This window comes from Rhodovulum strictum (genome assembly GCF_009649175.1).
GTDB lineage: Bacteria > Pseudomonadota > Alphaproteobacteria > Rhodobacterales > Rhodobacteraceae > Rhodovulum > Rhodovulum strictum.
The window spans coordinates 35,484-52,241 of the sequence record NZ_WJPO01000014.1 but is presented as its reverse complement, the minus strand read 5'-3'; the positions used below and the strand labels follow the sequence as shown (position 1 = coordinate 52,241).

General features: G+C 67.2%; 19 protein-coding genes. 15 read left to right on the top strand and 4 right to left on the bottom strand.

The annotated features are described in order from the left end of the window. Positions 1-224 precede the first annotated feature (224 nt). The 4 genes from GH815_RS10300 to GH815_RS10285 all read right to left on the bottom strand — a co-directional run bounded on the left by GH815_RS10300 (position 225) and on the right by GH815_RS10285 (position 1,780). Positions 225-392: a hypothetical protein gene (locus GH815_RS10300; protein ID WP_153748690.1), complete on the bottom strand. Its 168-nt coding sequence runs from the start codon at positions 390-392 to the stop codon at positions 225-227. Beyond that, positions 389-973 carry an RBBP9/YdeN family alpha/beta hydrolase gene (locus GH815_RS10295; RefSeq protein ID WP_153748689.1) on the bottom strand — a complete coding sequence of 195 codons (585 nt, stop codon included), beginning with the start codon at positions 971-973 and terminating at the stop codon, positions 389-391. The genes GH815_RS10300 and GH815_RS10295 overlap by 4 nt, the downstream gene beginning before the upstream one ends. Before the next feature lie 53 nt (positions 974-1,026). Then, positions 1,027-1,206, bottom strand: a complete 180-nt coding sequence (locus GH815_RS10290; RefSeq protein ID WP_153748688.1) for a hypothetical protein — start codon at positions 1,204-1,206, stop codon at positions 1,027-1,029. A 100-nt stretch (positions 1,207-1,306) separates the two neighbouring features. Further along, a complete protein-coding gene (locus GH815_RS10285; protein WP_153748687.1) occupies positions 1,307-1,780 on the bottom strand; it encodes an Lrp/AsnC family transcriptional regulator in 474 nt (157 codons plus the stop codon). Positions 1,781-1,951: 171 nt separating this feature from the next. On the opposite strand from GH815_RS10285, the gene GH815_RS10280 reads away from it, so the two are divergent. The 15 genes from GH815_RS10280 (at position 1,952) to GH815_RS10215 (ending at position 16,201) form a co-directional block, all read left to right on the top strand. After that, positions 1,952-2,419 (top strand): RrF2 family transcriptional regulator, encoded by a 468-nt coding sequence (locus tag GH815_RS10280; protein ID WP_153748686.1) that lies wholly within the window; start codon positions 1,952-1,954, stop codon positions 2,417-2,419. 124 nt (positions 2,420-2,543) lie between these two features. After that, positions 2,544-2,783 (top strand): hypothetical protein, encoded by a 240-nt coding sequence (locus GH815_RS10275; RefSeq protein ID WP_153748685.1) that lies wholly within the window; start codon positions 2,544-2,546, stop codon positions 2,781-2,783. Positions 2,784-2,820: 37 nt separating this feature from the next. Beyond that, positions 2,821-3,837, top strand: a complete 1,017-nt coding sequence (locus tag GH815_RS10270; RefSeq protein ID WP_153748684.1) for a sulfate ABC transporter substrate-binding protein — start codon at positions 2,821-2,823, stop codon at positions 3,835-3,837. A 1-nt stretch (position 3,838) separates the two neighbouring features. Next, complete coding sequence (gene cysT / locus GH815_RS10265) at positions 3,839-4,690, top strand: sulfate ABC transporter permease subunit CysT (protein ID WP_153748683.1); 852 nt, start codon at positions 3,839-3,841, stop codon at positions 4,688-4,690. A gap of 11 nt (positions 4,691-4,701) precedes the next feature. Further along, on the top strand, positions 4,702-5,568 hold the full coding sequence (gene cysW, locus GH815_RS10260; protein WP_153748682.1) for a sulfate ABC transporter permease subunit CysW: 867 nt from the start codon (positions 4,702-4,704) through the stop codon (positions 5,566-5,568). 11 nt (positions 5,569-5,579) lie between these two features. Next, positions 5,580-6,299 (top strand): sulfate/molybdate ABC transporter ATP-binding protein, encoded by a 720-nt coding sequence (locus tag GH815_RS10255; RefSeq protein WP_170290332.1) that lies wholly within the window; start codon positions 5,580-5,582, stop codon positions 6,297-6,299. A 10-nt stretch (positions 6,300-6,309) separates the two neighbouring features. Beyond that, positions 6,310-6,687, top strand: a complete 378-nt coding sequence (locus GH815_RS18855) for a hypothetical protein (protein WP_170290331.1) — start codon at positions 6,310-6,312, stop codon at positions 6,685-6,687. Between the two features lie 85 nt (positions 6,688-6,772). After that, entirely contained in the window at positions 6,773-7,096 is a 324-nt protein-coding gene (locus tag GH815_RS10250) for a c-type cytochrome (protein ID WP_153748680.1), read from the top strand. Between the two features lie 10 nt (positions 7,097-7,106). Beyond that, a complete protein-coding gene (locus tag GH815_RS10245; RefSeq protein WP_211365064.1) occupies positions 7,107-8,399 on the top strand; it encodes an NAD(P)/FAD-dependent oxidoreductase in 1,293 nt (430 codons plus the stop codon). Between the two features lie 112 nt (positions 8,400-8,511). After that, the gene (locus tag GH815_RS10240) at positions 8,512-9,906 is read left to right on the top strand and encodes an aminotransferase family protein (RefSeq protein WP_343030787.1); all 1,395 of its coding nucleotides are present in this window, start codon (positions 8,512-8,514) and stop codon (positions 9,904-9,906) included. Beyond that, positions 9,897-11,672: a sulfoacetaldehyde acetyltransferase gene (xsc, locus tag GH815_RS10235; protein WP_153748677.1), complete on the top strand. Its 1,776-nt coding sequence runs from the start codon at positions 9,897-9,899 to the stop codon at positions 11,670-11,672. The genes GH815_RS10240 and xsc overlap by 10 nt, the downstream gene beginning before the upstream one ends. 180 nt (positions 11,673-11,852) lie before the next feature. Beyond that, positions 11,853-12,839, top strand: coding sequence for a taurine ABC transporter substrate-binding protein (tauA, locus tag GH815_RS10230; protein WP_153748676.1), 987 nt, complete (start codon positions 11,853-11,855; stop codon positions 12,837-12,839). Positions 12,840-12,893: 54 nt separating this feature from the next. Continuing rightward, positions 12,894-13,667 carry a taurine ABC transporter ATP-binding protein gene (locus GH815_RS10225; protein WP_343030786.1) on the top strand — a complete coding sequence of 258 codons (774 nt, stop codon included), beginning with the start codon at positions 12,894-12,896 and terminating at the stop codon, positions 13,665-13,667. Next, positions 13,667-14,494, top strand: a complete 828-nt coding sequence (locus tag GH815_RS10220) for an ABC transporter permease subunit (protein WP_153748675.1) — start codon at positions 13,667-13,669, stop codon at positions 14,492-14,494. Before GH815_RS10225 ends, GH815_RS10220 begins: the two co-directional genes overlap by 1 nt. Positions 14,495-14,557: 63 nt before the next feature. Next, positions 14,558-16,201 carry a GMC family oxidoreductase gene (locus tag GH815_RS10215; RefSeq protein ID WP_153748674.1) on the top strand — a complete coding sequence of 548 codons (1,644 nt, stop codon included), beginning with the start codon at positions 14,558-14,560 and terminating at the stop codon, positions 16,199-16,201. Positions 16,202-16,758 lie beyond the last annotated feature (557 nt).

The window sequence follows — 16,758 nt, the reverse complement described above, 5'->3', positions numbered from 1 at the left end:
CCGGGTCGCCACGTTCGGCGGTTCGGTCCCATCCTGGTTTGCTCCGGCGAGCCCCTTTCCGTCTCGGGGCTCGCCTTTCAGGATCCGATGATCGCGGCGACCAGGAAGATTGCAGCGGCGACCAAGGCGACCATTGCTGCCGCAAGGGCAGGGAGGTCGGCCCCGGAAGCCTCCGGGAGAAGGGCGAGCCCCGGATCGAAACAGCAGGACAGGATCCGTTCCTCCTATGGCTGCGCCGGGATGAGGGCGGTTTCGGCGGCCGCTTCGGTCGCGGGAAGCGTTCCGGTGAAGCTTTGCGGCGAGATGACGAAAACCAGCAGCGTGACATAGACCGCCGCGAAGGTCACCAGGCCGACGGTGTTCTGCCGCCTGGGGCGCAGGGCGTCGATCATCGCACGCTCCTGCCGATCGATCGGCCGCGGGGCAGGCGGATGGCGGGCGGGGCGAAGGTGGCGGTCTGGAGCAACTCATCGCGCAGTTCCAACCCGCGCGGCCAGGGGCCGAAGCCGCTTTCGACATTCACGTGTCCGGCAAAGCCCATGTCGTAGAGCGCCGCGCCCCAGGCGCCGGCAAGATGACTCGCCCGGGTGAAGGTCATCCAGGGATCGTTCCGGCTGGCCACCACGAGGGTGGGCACGCGCAATGGACGCTCGGGGATTGGCGCGAACGCGGCGAGCCGCCCCTCGCGACGGGGTTCCGCCGGTGCGACGAGCATGGCGGCCCGCACCTTCAGATGCGGCCACCTCGTCAACACGCGGGCTATCGTTATGGCGCCCAGGCTGTGACCGACAAGAATCGAGTCGGGGTAGTGAAGGATTGCGCCGGCGATCTCGGTTTCCCAGTCATCGGGCTGCGGTTTCGACCAGTTTGCCTGATCCACCAGGCGGGAGGACGGCTCGACGCCGAGCCACCAGGACTGCCAATGGGCAGCAGGGGAACCATCAACACCGGGAACGATCAGAGTGCGGGTCATGATTGTACTCCTTCTTGGCTTCGGTCAGGCGGGACAAGGCCCCATGGACAAGGTCATCCGAATTGCGCGCTGGCGATCACGTTTGCCCATTTGGCCAAAGCTATCCAGGCGGCGAGGCAAGCGAACGACATCGGCAGGATCCACCAACCGGAGGCTGCGAGGGCCTCGTCGCGCAGCGCGTCGCGCTTGTCGACGAAGATGGCGCGATTCGACGCGGGGCAATCGGCTGGCATGAGAATCTCTCCTGATCACACAATAACTCTACCTGTTTTATCGTGATAAAGATTCCAAACTGGCGGCCGCTCAGAGCATCAGGTTCCATGGCGCGCCTTTTCAGCGGTTTCTTGTGTCGATCGGGTAGACGGTTCGCCCGGCGATGCGTTCCATTGCGAAGTGGGATGTGACGTTCTTGATGGGCAGGGCGTCGGTGAGGCGTCGGTAGAAGGCGTCGAAGGCTTCCATGTCGGGAACGGCGACGCGCAGCAGGTAATCCATGTCGCCAGCCATGCGCCAGGCATCCATCACCTCGGGCATGTCGCGGACCAGGCGGGTGAAGGCGTCGCGCCAGGACGCGGCGTGGTCGGGGGCCTCGATTCCGACCAGCACGGTCAGGCCGATGCCGATCTTGACCGGGTCTACGATGGCGACCCGGCCCAGGATCACCCCCGTCGCCTCGAGCCGCTGGATGCGTTTCCAGCAGGGCGTCTGCGACAGGCCCACGCGATCAGCGACCTGGGCCACGGGCAGGGTCTCGTCCTCCATCAGCGTTGCCAGAATCTTGCGGTCGATCAGGTCGAGGCCCGTCATCCTGTCCTCCATGTCTGCCATGGCGATCCTGAGGCGCAATTCCATAAATGTCTATAGTTAAGATCGCGTATGGCCAAGTCATTGACAAGAAACAGATGTGTGCAACCCATCCGCGCCGGGTCCGGAAATGCCGACCTTGATTATCGGGCTTTTTCCCCCTATGGATGGCCGATGATCACCCAGAGAACCAAATATGCCCTCAAGGCGCTGATGGAGCTTGCCGAGGAGGCCGCAGGGGCAGGCGAGGCGTTGACGATCGAGCAGATCGCGCAGCGGTCGGGCACGCCCAAACGCTTTCTCGAACATATCCTTCTCGACCTGAAGAAGGCCGGTTATCTGGGCTCGAAGCGCGGTCGCGCCGGGGGCTATGTGCTGATCCGGACGCCGCGCCAGATCTCGATCGGCGAGTTGCTGCGCGAGGTGGACGGGCCGATCGCGCCCCTGTCCTGCCTGTCGCGCCGGGCCTACCAGCCCTGCGAGGATTGCACGGACGAGGCAAGCTGCCGGATCCGCAAGCTGTTCGGGCAGGTCTTCTATGCCTATCTGCTGCTGGTCGAGTCGCTGACGCTGGCCGATCTGGTCGAGCGGACCGACAGGCTTGACCGGCTGTTGGCGGGCGTCGAGGCGGCCGGAGAATAATCTTCCACGCCGGGGCCTAAAATCGCCCGGAATATTCCGTTGCTATTATCTACCTCTCCTGTCGATATTATCGGAAAGGCCGCCGCAGGGCAGCCCGGTCACCGTAAACGGACAGGAGGTCGACATGCTGGACAATACCGCCCACGCACCGCGTCCCCAGCACGGGGAAGCCATCATTGACCGGAGCCGGACCTGCATGATCCGTCTGGTGGACCGCCGGACCGGCGCGCCGCTGCGCCTGAACGGCTCGGTGCTGCGTGTCTTCACCCGCGATCCCAGGGCGGCGGTGGCCGAGCTTCTTGAGGGCCGCGATCCCGCGCTGTGGGAAGCGCGCGTCGATATCCTCAGGACCGCACGCGCCTGAACGCCCGGCCCTCCCCGAAAATCATATGGAGCAGAAGATGATCCTTTCGTTCGTGTCCCTGCGCGGGTTCGCCCGCCCCGTACTGGCCGCCGGTGCGCTGGCGCTGTCGCTCGCGGCCGGTCCTGCCGCGGCGCAGTCGCTGCTGAATGTCAGCTATGATCCGACGCGCGAGCTTTACCGCGAGTACAACGCCTGGTTCGCCGAGTGGTGGCAGGCGCAGGGCAATCCGCGCCCGACGATCCAGGCCTCGCATGGCGGGTCCGGTGCGCAGGCCCGCGCGGTGATCGACGGGCTGGGCGCGCAGGTGGTTACACTGGCGCTGGCGGGCGACATCGACGCGATCGCGGCCAATTCCGGCAAGGTGCCGGAAGACTGGCAGTCGCGCCTGCCGCACAATGCCTCGCCCTATACCTCGACCATCGTGTTTCTTGTGCGCGAGGGCAATCCCAAGGGGCTCAAGGACTGGGACGATCTGGTGAAGCCGGGGGTCGAGGTCATCACGCCCAACCCCAAGACCTCTGGCGGTGCGCGCTGGAACTACCTTGCGGCCTGGGGCTATGCGCAGGAGAACGGGCTTGATCCGCAGGAGTTCGTGGGCGCGCTCTACCGCAACGTGCCGGTGCTGGACACCGCCGCGCGCGGTTCGACCACGACCTTCGCGCAGCGCGGCCTGGGCGATGTGCTGCTGGCCTGGGAGAACGAGGCCTATCTGGCGCTCAAGGAACTGGGCGAGGACCAGTTCGACATCGTGGTGCCCTCGGTCTCGGTGCTGGCCGAGCCGCCGGTGGCGCTGGTCGAGGGCAACATCGCCGATGATGCGACCCGCGCGCTGGCCACCGCCTATCTCGAGCAGCTCTACAGCCCCGAGGCGCAGGCCATTGCCCTGCGCAACTTCTACCGCGCCTGGGATGTCTCGGCCGCCGATCCCGCGGATGTCGCCCGCTTCCCCGAGGTGAACCGTCTGTCGATCGACTATTTCGGCGGCTGGGCCAGGGCGCAGCCCGAGCATTTCGGCGATGGCGGCATCTTCGACCAGATCTATCAGGGCCAGTGAAATGACATCCCGGACCCTGAGCCTCAAGGCGCCCACCCCGATGCCGGGGTGGGGGCTTTCATTCGGGATCATGCTGAGCATGCTGTCGGTGGTGGTCCTGATCCCCATGGGCGTACTGCTGTGGCGCGGGTTCGTCGATTTCGGCGCGGCGGGCATCTGGGAGGTGATCAACCGCCCCCGGGTCTGGGCCGCGCTGGAGCTCAGCTTTCGCGCCGCTCTGGTGGCCTCGCTGTTCAACCTTGTCTTCGGCGTGGCTCTGGCCTGGGTGCTGGTGCGCTACCGCTTCCCCGGCAAGCGCATCGTGGATGCGGCGGTGGACCTGCCCTTTGCCCTGCCCACGGCCGTTGCCGGCATCGCGCTGACCGCGATCTATGCCCCGCGCGGCGTGTTCGGCGCCTTCATGCTCGAGCATTTCGGCCTGCGCATCGCCTATACCGAGATCGGCATCTGGATCGCGCTGATCTTCGTCGGGCTGCCCTTCGTGGTGCGCACCGTCCAGCCGGTGATCGAGGAGATCGACCGCGAGACCGAAGAGGTCAGCGCCACGCTGGGCGCGTCCCGCCTGCGTACGATCACCCACGTCATCCTGCCGATGCTGGCGCCCGCAGCGCTGACCGGCTTTGCGCTGGCGCTGGCACGGTCGGTCGGGGAATACGGCTCGGTCATCTTCATCGCCGGCAACCTGCCCAACGTGACCGAGATCGCGCCGCTTCTCATCGTCATCCGGCTGGAAGAATTCGACTATGACGGCGCGGTCGCCATCGCCATCGCGATGCTGGCGATCTCCTTCGCGCTGCTGCTGGCCATCAACCTGATCCAGATCTGGAGCCGCCGCCGCATGGGCGCGGTGTGAGGGAGGCTGCCATGACCGACATCACCCCCACCCGCTGGCGCCCGGCCACGACAGAGCCTGCACTGGTCAAATGGTCGTTGACCGGCCTCTGCCTTGCGGTTCTGACCGTCCTTCTGTTCGCGCCCCTGATCGCGGTCTTCGACGAGGCGTTGCGGCGCGGCTGGGCCTTTGCGCTGGCCTCGCTGGGCGATCCAGACGCGCAATCGGCGATCCGGCTGACGCTGGTCGTCGCCGCGATCAGCGTGCCGCTCAATGCCGCCTTCGGCATTGCCGCGGCCTGGGCGATCACCAAGTTCGACTGGCGCGGCAAGGCCTGGGTCATCACGCTGATCGACCTGCCCTTCTCGGTCTCGCCCGTGGTCGCGGGGCTGCTGTTCGTGCTGATGTTCGGGGCCAATTCGGCGCTTGGCGGCTGGCTCGTGGCGAACGGCTTTCCCGTCGTCTTCGCCGTGCCCGGCATCGTGCTGGCCACCATGTTCATCACCTTCCCCTTCGTTGCCCGCGAACTGATCCCGGTCATGCTGGAACAGGGTCGGGCCGAGGAGGAAGCGGCGCTGACCCTTGGCGCCTCGGGCTGGCGCACCTTCCTGACCGTCACGCTGCCCAACATCCGCTGGGCGCTGCTTTACGGCGTGCTCCTCTGCAACGCCCGCGCCATGGGCGAGTTCGGCGCGGTCGCCGTGGTCTCGGGCAAGATCCGGGGCCAGACCACCACGATGCCGCTGATGATCGAGATGTTCTACAACGAATACCTCTCGGTCGCGGCCTTCACCATGGCCAGCGTCCTGGCGCTGCTGGCGCTTGTCACGCTGACCCTGAAATCGGCCCTGGAATGGCGCTATGCCGACCAGCTCGCCGCCACCCACCGCCACCACTGACGGAGCGCGCGATGAACATCGAGATCGAAGAGATTTCCAAGGCGTTCGGCACCACCGCCGCACTGCATCCCGTGTCGCTGTCCATCCCCTCGGGCACGCTGGTCGCGCTGCTTGGCCCCTCGGGGTCGGGCAAGACCACGCTGCTGCGCATCCTCGGAGGGTTGGAGTTCCCTTCGGCCGGCCGGGTGCTGTTCGACGGCGCCGACGCCACGGGCCTGACGGTGCAGGAACGCCGTGCGGGCTTTGTCTTCCAGTCCTACGCCCTGTTCCGCCACATGACGGTGTTCGACAACATCGCCTACGGCCTGCGCGCCCGCCCGCGCAAGACCCGGCCCGCCGGCCCCGAGATCGCCCGGCGCGTGACCAGACTGCTGGACCTGATCAAGCTGCCGGATATCGGCGCGCGCTATCCCAGCCAGCTTTCGGGCGGCCAGCGCCAGCGCGTGGCGCTTGCCCGGGCGCTGGCGATCGAACCGCGGATGCTGCTGCTGGACGAGCCCTTCGGCGCGCTGGACGCCCGGGTGCGCAAGGAACTCCGCCAGGGGCTGCGCGACATCCACGACACCACCGGTCTGACCACGGTCTTCGTCACCCATGACCAGGAAGAGGCGATGGAACTGGCCGATCTGATCGTCGTCATGTCGATGGGCCGCATCGAACAGGTGGGCCGCCCCGACGACATCCGAGCCCGCCCCAAGACCCCCTTCGTGCGGGAGTTCATATCAGCGTGAGGGCGATGCGGTGGGTTGCAGCATCCGTCTTGCCAGGCTGCTGCTCTGGCCGACCCGTGCAGTTCCCGATTCCGCCGCAAGGGAACTGCAACTTGACCGCTGGGCCGGGGCAGGTCTGCGGCTGCGCCTCGCCAGCCCCAGAATTGTGCTCGTCTGGCTTTCGGAGGGTCTGGCGCGGGACACCGGCATCGTTCTGGTCCCGGATCCGGCCTTCGCCCGGTTCGCGCCGGGCGAGGTCGCGATCATCCTCGACGCTCAACGCTCCCCGCCATACCTGGGCGGACAACCCGATGCCGCCGCCCCTGACGGGGAGCCGTGCAATTCGGCAAAGGCGATCCTGACCAGCAGGATCGGGGCGGCCCGCAGGTGCCGGTCCCTGTTTCTCTGAACCCGGCCATTCGGACAAGGCCCCCTGCCGGAGGCGGCCAATCGAGAACGACGCGAACATCCTTCAAGACCAACGGAGACCGACGATGAGACGAAAGAACGTTGTCCCCAATGCCCTGGCAGCTCTCGCGCTGATCGGGGCGGCCGGTACGGCAAGCGGGCAGCACCTGACGGCCGAGGATATCTCGGTTCTGGCCGGTGTCTGCGCGAACTGCCATGGCCCCGACGGCCATTCGCGCGGCGCCATTCCCGGCATCGCCGGCAAGCCCTATGTCGCGCAACTGGCGCTGCTTCAGGCGTTCAAGGCCGACAGCATTCCCGATACCACCGTGATGAACCGCCTCGCAAAGGGCTACAGCGATGCCGAGCTCGATGCGCTGGCTCGCCACTTCTCCGAAATCGGCAAGTGAGGGCCCGATAATGGTTTCCAGACGTTCCATCCTGAAATCCCTTGGCGCGGCGGCCCTGGCGACGCCGGCGCTTTCCATGCCCTCGATCCTGCGCGCCTCGGAGAGCGCGGGTCGAGTGGTGATCGTGGGCGGCGGCTTCGGCGGCGCGACCGCGGCGCGCTACCTCAAGCGTCGCAACCCCGCCATCGACGTGACCCTGGTCGAGCCGGTTGACCGGTTCTACACCTGCCCCTTTTCCAACCTCTATCTCGGCGGCCTGCGCGAGTTCGAGTCGATCGGTCACGGCTATGACGATCTGACCGGCAGCCTGGGCGTGACCCATGTCCGCGCCCGGGCGCAGGATGTGGACGGCGTGGCCCATACCGTCACCCTGGAGAGCGGCGACGTGCTGTCCTACGACAAGCTGGTGCTGGCGCCGGGCGTCGACGTCAATTTCGGGGCACTCGAGGGTTATGACGAAGCCGCCGCCGAACTTGCGCCGCATGCCTGGAAGGCCGGTCCGCAGACCCGGCTGCTCAAGGCGCAGCTCGAGGCGCTGGAGGATGGCGGCGTGTTCGTCCTGTCGGCGCCCGCCGATCCGTTCCGCTGCCCGCCTGGGCCCTACGAACGGGTGTCGATGATCGCGCACTATCTCAAGACGCACAAGCCGCGCTCCAAGATCCTGGTGCTCGACGCCAAGGATGCGTTCTCCAAGCAGGGCCTGTTCCAGGCCGGCTGGACGGCGCTTTATGGCGATCTGATCGAATGGGTCGGCTTGTCGGGCGGCGGTCGCGTGGTGCGGGTCGATCCGCGGACGCTGGAGGTCGAGACCGAATTCGGCGACGTCCACAAGGCGGGCGTGCTGAACGTCGTGCCGCCCCAGCGGGCCGGCGTGATCGCAGAGCGGGCCCGCGTCACCAACGAGGCGGGCTGGGTGCCGGTCAAGCCCCGGACCTTTGAAAGCCGGACCGTGGCCGACATCCATGTCGTGGGCGATGCCACCATTGCGGCCCCGATGCCCAAGTCGGGGTTCTGCGCCAACGCGCAGGGCAAGGTGGTCGCCGCTGCGATCGCGGCCGAGCTTGCCGGGGAAAGCGCGCCGAACCCATCCTGGGCCAACACCTGCTACAGCCTGATCGGTCCAGATTACGGCATCTCGGTCGCCGGGGTCTATGCGGTCGCCAATGACGAGATCGTGGCCATCGAGGGCTCGGGCGGCGTCAGCCCGGCCGAGGCAAGCCCCGATTTCCGCCGCCGGGAGGCGCAGTTCGGGGCGGCCTGGTACGCGGCGATTGCCGAAGACATCTGGGGCACCAGGGCCTGATCCGCCCGGACCAGGCCTTGTCTTGTTCGTCGGCGGGGAGGTCATGCCCCCGCCGGCGGCGCAAACCGGGCATGCGCAACAGTCACCTCTGTCCGACAATGCAGGAATACCCGTGACCCTGTCCGATCATCCGGCCATCACCGCTGACCGCGCCCATGTCTGGCACCATCTGACCCAGCACCGCCGCTTCGAGACCACCGATCCCCTGGTCTTCGTCGAGGGGCAGGGACTGCGGCTGCGCGATGCGCCGGGGCGTGAATTCCTCGACGCCACTTCGGGCGGGGTCTGGACGGTCAACCTCGGCTACGGGCGCGCCAGTATCGCCCAGGCGATCCACGACCAGCTGGTGCGCCTGCCCTATTTCGCCGGAACCGCCGGAACGGTTCCCGCCGCGCTCTATGCCGCGCGGCTCGTCTCGAAGATGCCCGGGCTGTCGCGGGTCTACTATTCCAATTCGGGTTCCGAGGCGAACGAGAAGGTCTTCAAGATGGTGCGCCAGATCGCGCATCGTCACCGTGGCGGGCGCAAGTCCCGCATCCTCTACCGCGCGCGCGACTACCACGGCACCACCATCGCCGCACTGTCGGCCGGCGGCCAGCCCCAGCGCGCGGCGCAGTTCGGACCGCTGACGCCGGGCTTCGTCGAGGTGCCGCATTGCTTGGAATACCGCCGCCAGTGGCCGGAGGGCGATTATGGCGCGCGCGCAGCCCGCGCAATCGAAGAGGTGATCCTGCGCGAGGGGCCCGATACCATCGGGCTGTTGTGCCTCGAACCGATCACCGCCGGGGGCGGAGTGATCGTCCCGCCCGAGGGCTACTGGCCGCTGGTGCAGGACATCTGTCGTCGCCATGACATCCTGCTGCACATCGACGAGGTGGTCTGCGGGCTAGGGCGCACCGGGGCATGGTTCGGCTATCAGCATTACGGCGTGAAACCCGATTTCGTGACCCTCGCCAAGGGTGTGGCCTCGGGCTATGCCGCCGTCGCCTGCACAGTCACGACCGAAGCGGTGTTCGATCTGTTCAAGGACGACCCGAATGACCCGCTTGGCCAGTTCCGCGACATCTCGACCTTCGGCGGCTGCACCGCGGGGCCTGCCGCGGCACTGGAGGTGTTGCGGATCATCGAGGACGAAGGGCTGGTGGAGAACGCCGCACGGATGGGGGCGCGGCTGCTTGACAACCTGCGTGCGCTTCAGGCCCGTCACACCGCCATCGGCGAGGTGCGCGGCAAGGGGCTGCTGGTCGGGATCGAACTGGTCTCCGACCGGGGGCTCCGCACTCCCGCCCCCGAAGCCGCCGTCCAGCAGGTGGTGGCCGAGGCGCTGGCCCGGGGGGTTATCTTGGGCGCCACGACCCGCGCGATTGCGGGATTCAACAACACGCTCTGCCTTGCCCCGGCGCTGATCGCAACGGCCGATGACATCGACCGGATCGCCGACGTGATCGACCGCAGCCTTGCGCACGTCTTCGGCACTGCAGACACAAGGACAACACCATGCGAATGACCACCGAAGAGGCCTTTGTAAAGGTGCTGCAGCGCCACGGCATCGAACATGCCTTCGGCATCATTGGATCGGCCATGATGCCGATTTCCGACCTGTTCCCAAAGGCAGGGATCCGGTTCTGGGACTGCGCGCACGAGGGCAATGCCGGGATCATCGCGGATGGATATACCCGCACCACGGGCAGGATGGCGATGCTGGTGGCCCAGAACGGCCCCGGCATCACGAATTTCGTCACGCCGGTCAAGACCGCCTATTGGAACCACACGCCGCTCCTGCTGGTCACGCCGCAGGCGGCGAACCGTACCATCGGGCAGGGCGGTTTCCAGGAAGTCGAGCAGATGGCGGTCTTCCGCGACATGGTCGCCTATCAGGAAGAGGTGCGCGACCCCGCCCGCATCGCCGAAGTGCTGAACCGCGTGATCCTCAAGGCCCGGCGCGCCAGCGCCCCCGCGCAGATCAACGTGCCACGCGACTTCTGGACCCAGGTGATCGATATCGTCCTGCCCGAACCGGTCGAAATCGCCCGACCCTCGGGCGACGCTGCGGCGATCGCGCGGGCGGCCGACCTGCTGTCGGCGGCACGGTTCCCGGTGATCCTGAACGGGGCGGGCGTGGTGCTCGCCGGTGCGATCCCGGCGACGGTCCGCCTGGCGGAACGGCTGGGGGCGCCGGTGGCCTGCGGCTATCAGCACAATGATGCCTTTCCGGCGGGCCACCCGCTGGGGGTGGGGCCGCTTGGCTATAACGGCTCGCGCGCGGCTATGGAACTGATCGCCCGGGCCGATGTGGTGCTGGCGCTGGGCACACGGCTCAATCCGTTCTCGACCCTGCCGGGCTATGGCATCGATTATTGGCCGCGGAACGCGGCGGTGATCCAGGTCGATCTGAACCCCGACAGGATCGGGCTGACCCGTCCCGTCACCCTGGGCATCGCGGGCGATGCCGCGCGGGTGACTGAGGCGATCCTCGAACGGCTGGCCCCCGAGGCGGGCGAGGCGGAACGCGCCGAGCGGTTGGACGATATCGGGCGGCGCAAGTCGGCCTGGGCGCAGGAACTGGCGCGGCTCGATCACGAGGACGACGATCCGGGCACCGACTGGAACGCCCGTGCCCGTGCCCGCGACCCCGACATGATCAGCCCGCGTATGGCTTGGCGTGCGATCACCGCTGCGCTGCCGCGCGAGGCGATCATCTCGACCGACATCGGCAACAACTGCGCCATCGGCAACGCCTATCCCGGGTTCGACGAAGGGCGGCGCTATCTCGCCCCGGGGCTGTTCGGACCTTGCGGCTACGGGCTGCCGGCGATCATCGGGGCGCGGATCGGCCGGCCCGACCTGCCGGCCGTGGGCTTTGCCGGCGACGGGGCCTTCGGGATCTCGATGAACGAGATGACCGCAATCGGTCGGCCGGACTGGCCCGCGATCACCATGGTGATCTTCCGCAATCTCCAGTGGGGAGCCGAGAAGCGGAACACCACGCTCTGGTATGACGACAATTTCGTGGGTACCGAACTGAACCCCGCGGTCAGCTATGCCGGGATCGCGCGGGCCTGCGGCCTGAACGGCGTCGAGGTGCGCACAATGGCCGAACTGACCGAGGCGCTGCACGCCGCGCTGGCCGCGCAAAAGGCGGGGACCACCACCTTCATCGAGGTGGTTCTGAACCAGGAACTGGGAGAGCCGTTCCGACGCGATGCGATGAAGAAACCCGTCATCGTGGCGGGAATCGACGCCGCCGACATGCGCCCGCAAGACGCAGGATGAGCGCGCCATGCTGCCGTAACGTCAACAAGAGATTTTCCCCGCAGGCGCCCTGAAGAGAATGGCTTTGCTGCCGCGGCCGGAACTAGGGAATGGCCCGGCGTGGAAATCCCGGCAAGATGCATCGTGGATTTGGCAACATCCGTGCTGCCTGTCACAGACCCCAAAACGGAAAGACCCTGCATGTCCCTGCGTAATATCCCCGCGTCCCTGATCCTGACCGGTCTGCTGGCCGCCGCCGCCAACCCCGCCGCCGCCCAGAATCTGCGCATCGGCTGGCAACAGATCGTCGAACCCTCGCGCCTGGCGCAGGCCAATGGCGACTATGAAAGGGAAACCGGGGCAGATGTGAGCTGGAGCCTGTTCGGCGGTGGCGCAGACGTGATCGCGGCCATCGCTGCGGGCGCCATCGACATCGGCTATGTCGGTTCGTCGCCTCTGACCGCGGCGGCCTCGCAGCAATTGCCGATCGAGACCATCTATATCGTTGGCAACATCGCCGAGGCCGAGGCGCTGGCAGTCAGGGGCGTGGATGGCCCCGAGGGGCTGAAGGGCAAGAAGATCGCCACGCCCTTCGTCTCGACCGCGCATTACTCGCTGCTGACCGCGCTCGACCATTGGGGCGTCGCCCCGTCCGAGGTGAACCTTCTGAACCTGCGCCCGCAGGAGATCGCCGCCGCCTGGGAGCGCGGCGACATCGACGGCGCCTATATCTGGGATCCGGTCCTGACCGCGATCAAGACCACCGGCGGCACCGTGCTGGCCGACAGCGCCAATGTCGCCGAATGGGGCGGACCGACTTTCGATGCCTGGATCGTGCGCAAGGACTTTGCCGAGAAACACCCCGAGATCGTGACCGGCTTCGTCAGGGTCACCGGGCAGGTGACGGATGCCTATCTGGCCGAGCCGGACGCCTGGTCGGCCGATTCCGATGCCGCCGCGAAGATCGCCGAACTGACCGGCGCCCGCGCCGAGGACGTGCCGGCCCTGTTGAAGGGCTATGTCTTCGCCGGTCTCGCGGACCAGACGACCGAGGCGTTCCTGGGAGGCGCTACGGCCGTGGCCATCAAGGCGACCGCGGATTTCCTGGAGCAGCAGGGCGCGGCCAGCGCGCTGGGCGACTACGCCGCCTACGTGAACCCCGCCTTTGCCGAAGCGGCGCAGAAGTGAAACCGCTCTGGGGTGACGCAGACCTGCCACCCCAGAGCGACTGCCCGGTGCCTCGTGTCGATCCTCAGCCTTCACAATGTCAGCCTGCGCTACGACCCGGACGGCGAGCCGGTCCTGGAGGACGTCACGCTCGATCTCGCGCGCGGCGATTTCATCTCGGTGATCGGACGGTCGGGGTCGGGCAAGACCTCGCTTCTGAACTTGGCCGCGGGCTTCCTGCCGCCCAGTTCCGGCCGCGTCCTGATCAACAGCCGCCCAGTCACCGGCCCCGGCCCCGACCGGGCCGTCGTTTTCCAGGATGACGCGCTCTACCCTTGGCAGACAGTCGTCGAGAATGTGGCGCTGCCGCTGAAACTGGCCGGCGTGGCACCTGCCGAGCGGCTGCAGACCGCCCGTCGTCTGCTCGATTCGGTTGGCCTTGGCGAACACGGTCAGCGGCGTATCTGGCAATTGTCGGGTGGCCAGCGCCAACGCATCGGCATTGCCCGCGCCCTGGCAGCCCGGCCCGAATTCCTGTTGATGGACGAACCGCTGGGCGCGCTCGACGCAATGACCCGCGAGATGATGCATGGCCTGATCCTGAAGCTCTGGAACGACAGCCGGGCCGGAACGCTTCTGATCACCCACAGTGTCGAGGAGGCGCTGTTCCTGTCGACCCGCGTGGTCGTTCTGGCGCCGTTTCCCGGCCGCATCGTGCTGAACGAACCCTTTGACTTCGGGCGCCGCTTCCTTTCGGGGGAAAACCCGCGCGTGCTGAAATCCGATCCCGCCTTCATCGCGGCGCGCGAACGGCTGGTGACCGCAATCCATGACGAGGAGACCGTGTGATGGCCGACACAACCCTTCAACTCGAGGCGCGGCGTCCCGCAGATGCCGTCGTCGCGCCGGGCTTGTCCTGGGGTCGGTTCATTGGGGTCGCCACCATTCTGGGGCTGCTACTGCTATGGGCGCTGGCCTCGGCCTTGGCCTGGACATCGCCGGTGTTCCTGCCATCGCCCGCCAGGGTCTGGGATGCGCTGGTCCGCGCGGCAACCATCGGATATGCAAATGCGACGCTGGTCGAGCACATGGCCGCAAGCCTCTGGAGGGTGGGCGCGGCGCTGGGCTGCACGCTGGCGGTCGGGGTCCCGGTGGGCCTGCTGATCGCCACGTCCCGGATCGGCCGCGGCATCCTTGATCCGCTGGTCGAGTTCATCCGCCCGCTGCCGCCGCTCGCCTATCTGCCGCTGATCATCATCTGGTGCGGCATCGGCGAGCCGTCGAAGGTGCTGGTGATCTCGATTGCCATGTTGGCGCCGATCGTCATTTCCACCGTTTCGGGCGTTCGCGCGGCCGGCGAAAGCCAGATCCGGGCGGCCCGGTCCTTTGGCGCGACCCGTGGCCAATTGCTGCGCGAGGTGATGCTGCCCGCCGCGCTGCCATCGATCTTCACAGGGTTGCGCATCGCGCTGGGGGCGGGCTGGACCACGTTGGTGGCGGCCGAGCTGGTCGCCGCGACACGGGGGCTTGGCTACATGATCCAGTCGGCGGCGCAGTTCCTTGTTACTGACATGGTGATCGCGGGCATCCTGATGATCTCGGCGCTGGCGACGGTCTCGGAATTCTTCCTGCGCTGGATCGAGCGCCGCTTTCTGCCCTGGATCGGCAAGCAGTGATCGCGGCGGCAGGCGAGGACACGCCCGGCGGCAACGGCGTGTCAGTTCGGCGCGCGGTCTGACATGCCGATTCCCGATTCGGTTGCGGATGTCATCGTGGTGGGTGCCGGTTCGGCAGGATGTGTCGTCGCCAACCGGCTCAGCGCCGATTCGGCATTTCGTGTCGTCCTGATCGAGGCGGGCGGCCGCGACAGCAATCCCTGGATCCACATCCCGGTCGGCTATTTTCGCACGATGCACGATCCCCGGTTCGACTGGTGCTTTGAGACCGACCCCGATCCGGGGCTGAACGGGCGTTCGCTGAAATGGCCGCGCGGCAAGGTGCTGGGCGGCTCGTCCTCGCTGAACGGGCTGCTCCATGTACTCGGCCAGCGCGAGGATTACGACCGATGGGCCGAGATCGGCAACCCCGGCTGGTCATGGGCAGATGTCGGGCCGATATTCGAGCAGTTGGAGACCTTCCAGCCCGGACCCCTGCCGGGGCGCGGTGCCACCGGCCCGTTGCAGGTTTCGGCTCCGCGGCTCAGGCGCGAGATCTGCGAATTGTGGATCGCAGCGGCAAAGGCCAGGGGATACCCCCTGAACGCCGATTACAATGGCCCGGTGCAGGAAGGCGTCGGCCATTTCCAGTTGACGGCAAACCGGGGCCGGCGCTGTTCGGCGGCGACGGCCTTCCTGCACCCGGCACGCAGACGGCCCAACCTGTCGGTCGTGACCGGGGCGCATGTGCTGCGCGTGGTGATCGAGAAGCGCCGTGCCGTGGGCGTGGAAATCCGTCTGCGCAACGGCGAACGCCGCATCCTTCGCGCCGCGGCCGAGGTGATCCTGTGTGCCGGGGCGATCGGATCGCCACAGATCCTTATGTTGTCGGGGGTGGGCGATGCGGCGCATCTGCGCGGCCACGGCATCGACGTGGCGCATCACGCCCCCCAGGTCGGGCGAAACCTTCAGGACCATCTTCAGGCGCGGCTTGTCTTCAAGTGCCGCCATCCGACGATGAACGACGAGGTGCGCAGCCTCAAGGGCCGGGCAAGGGCGCTGCTGGACTATGCCCTGTTCCGCCGCGGGCCGATGACGATGGCGGCCAGCCTCGCCTTCGGCTTCCTGCGCAGCCGGTCCGGCCTGACCCGTCCCGACATCCAGTTCCACATCCAGCCCTGGTCTGCGGACAGTCCCGGTGAAGGTGTGCACCCCTTTGCTGCGTTCACCCAGTCGGTCTGCCAGTTGCGGCCGCAGAGCCGGGGCCGCATCACGCTGCGCTCGCCCGATCCGATGGCCGCGCCGACGATCGCGCCCAACTACCTGTCCGAACAGGCCGACCGGGACACGATCATGGCCGGCGTCGCCATCGCTCGCGCCATCGCACGGACCGAGCCGCTGAATTCGGCCATCCTGGGCGAGTTCCGGCCCCCCGCCGCGCCGCAGGGCCATGACGAGGTGCTGGACTGGGTGCGGATGCACTCGACCACGATCTATCATCCGGCGGGCACCTGCAGGATGGGGCCGGACGACTCCGCGGTCGTCGATCCCCGCCTGCGGGTCGGGGGCATCGACGGGTTGCGGGTGGCCGATTGCTCGATCATGCCCGAGATCGTGTCGGGCAACACGAACGCGGCGGCCATGATGATCGGCGCGAAGCTTGCGCAAATGGTGATCGAGGACCGCAAGGCGCGGCGCGCGCCTTCCCCCACCTCTGCCCCGACCTGAGTCCACCGCAGTCTTGCCGCTATTGCGGCAGGAAATCCAGCGCGGCCCCGGCGCACAGGGCAGGCAGCAGTGCCCTCGGTCGGGATCACGGTGCCCAGCAGTTCCATGTAAACCTTCGGAAACAGGATGGTGCCTTTCGCGGCGGTGTGCAGCCGTCGGGGCGACAGGGTAAAACCCAGCCCCCGGTAGGTCGCGGTCCTCGACCAGAAGAAAGCGTGCCCGTTCACCGGGCCGCATCCGCCCGAGCCAGTCGCGGGTCGAGGCACGGCGGCGCCATGGCTGCGCCGCGAGGACAAGATCAACCCCAAACCCCGAGGAGAGCCCCGATGACGGATCTGCCCATCTGGAACGCCGCCGCATCGAGGCGACGATCCTCAGGCATGGCGCAATGTCTGGCCGTTCGCGGTGCTGATCCTGTCAGCCGCCCAGATTGCCCGCACCGTGCTGCGCGGGCAAACCGGGTTCACTCTCAACTACGGTCGCCACATGCGTGGTCCGTCCGCTGACGCCGATTTACGGCAGGCATTGCCCACCGGTCGTCCACATTTCCCCTGGTG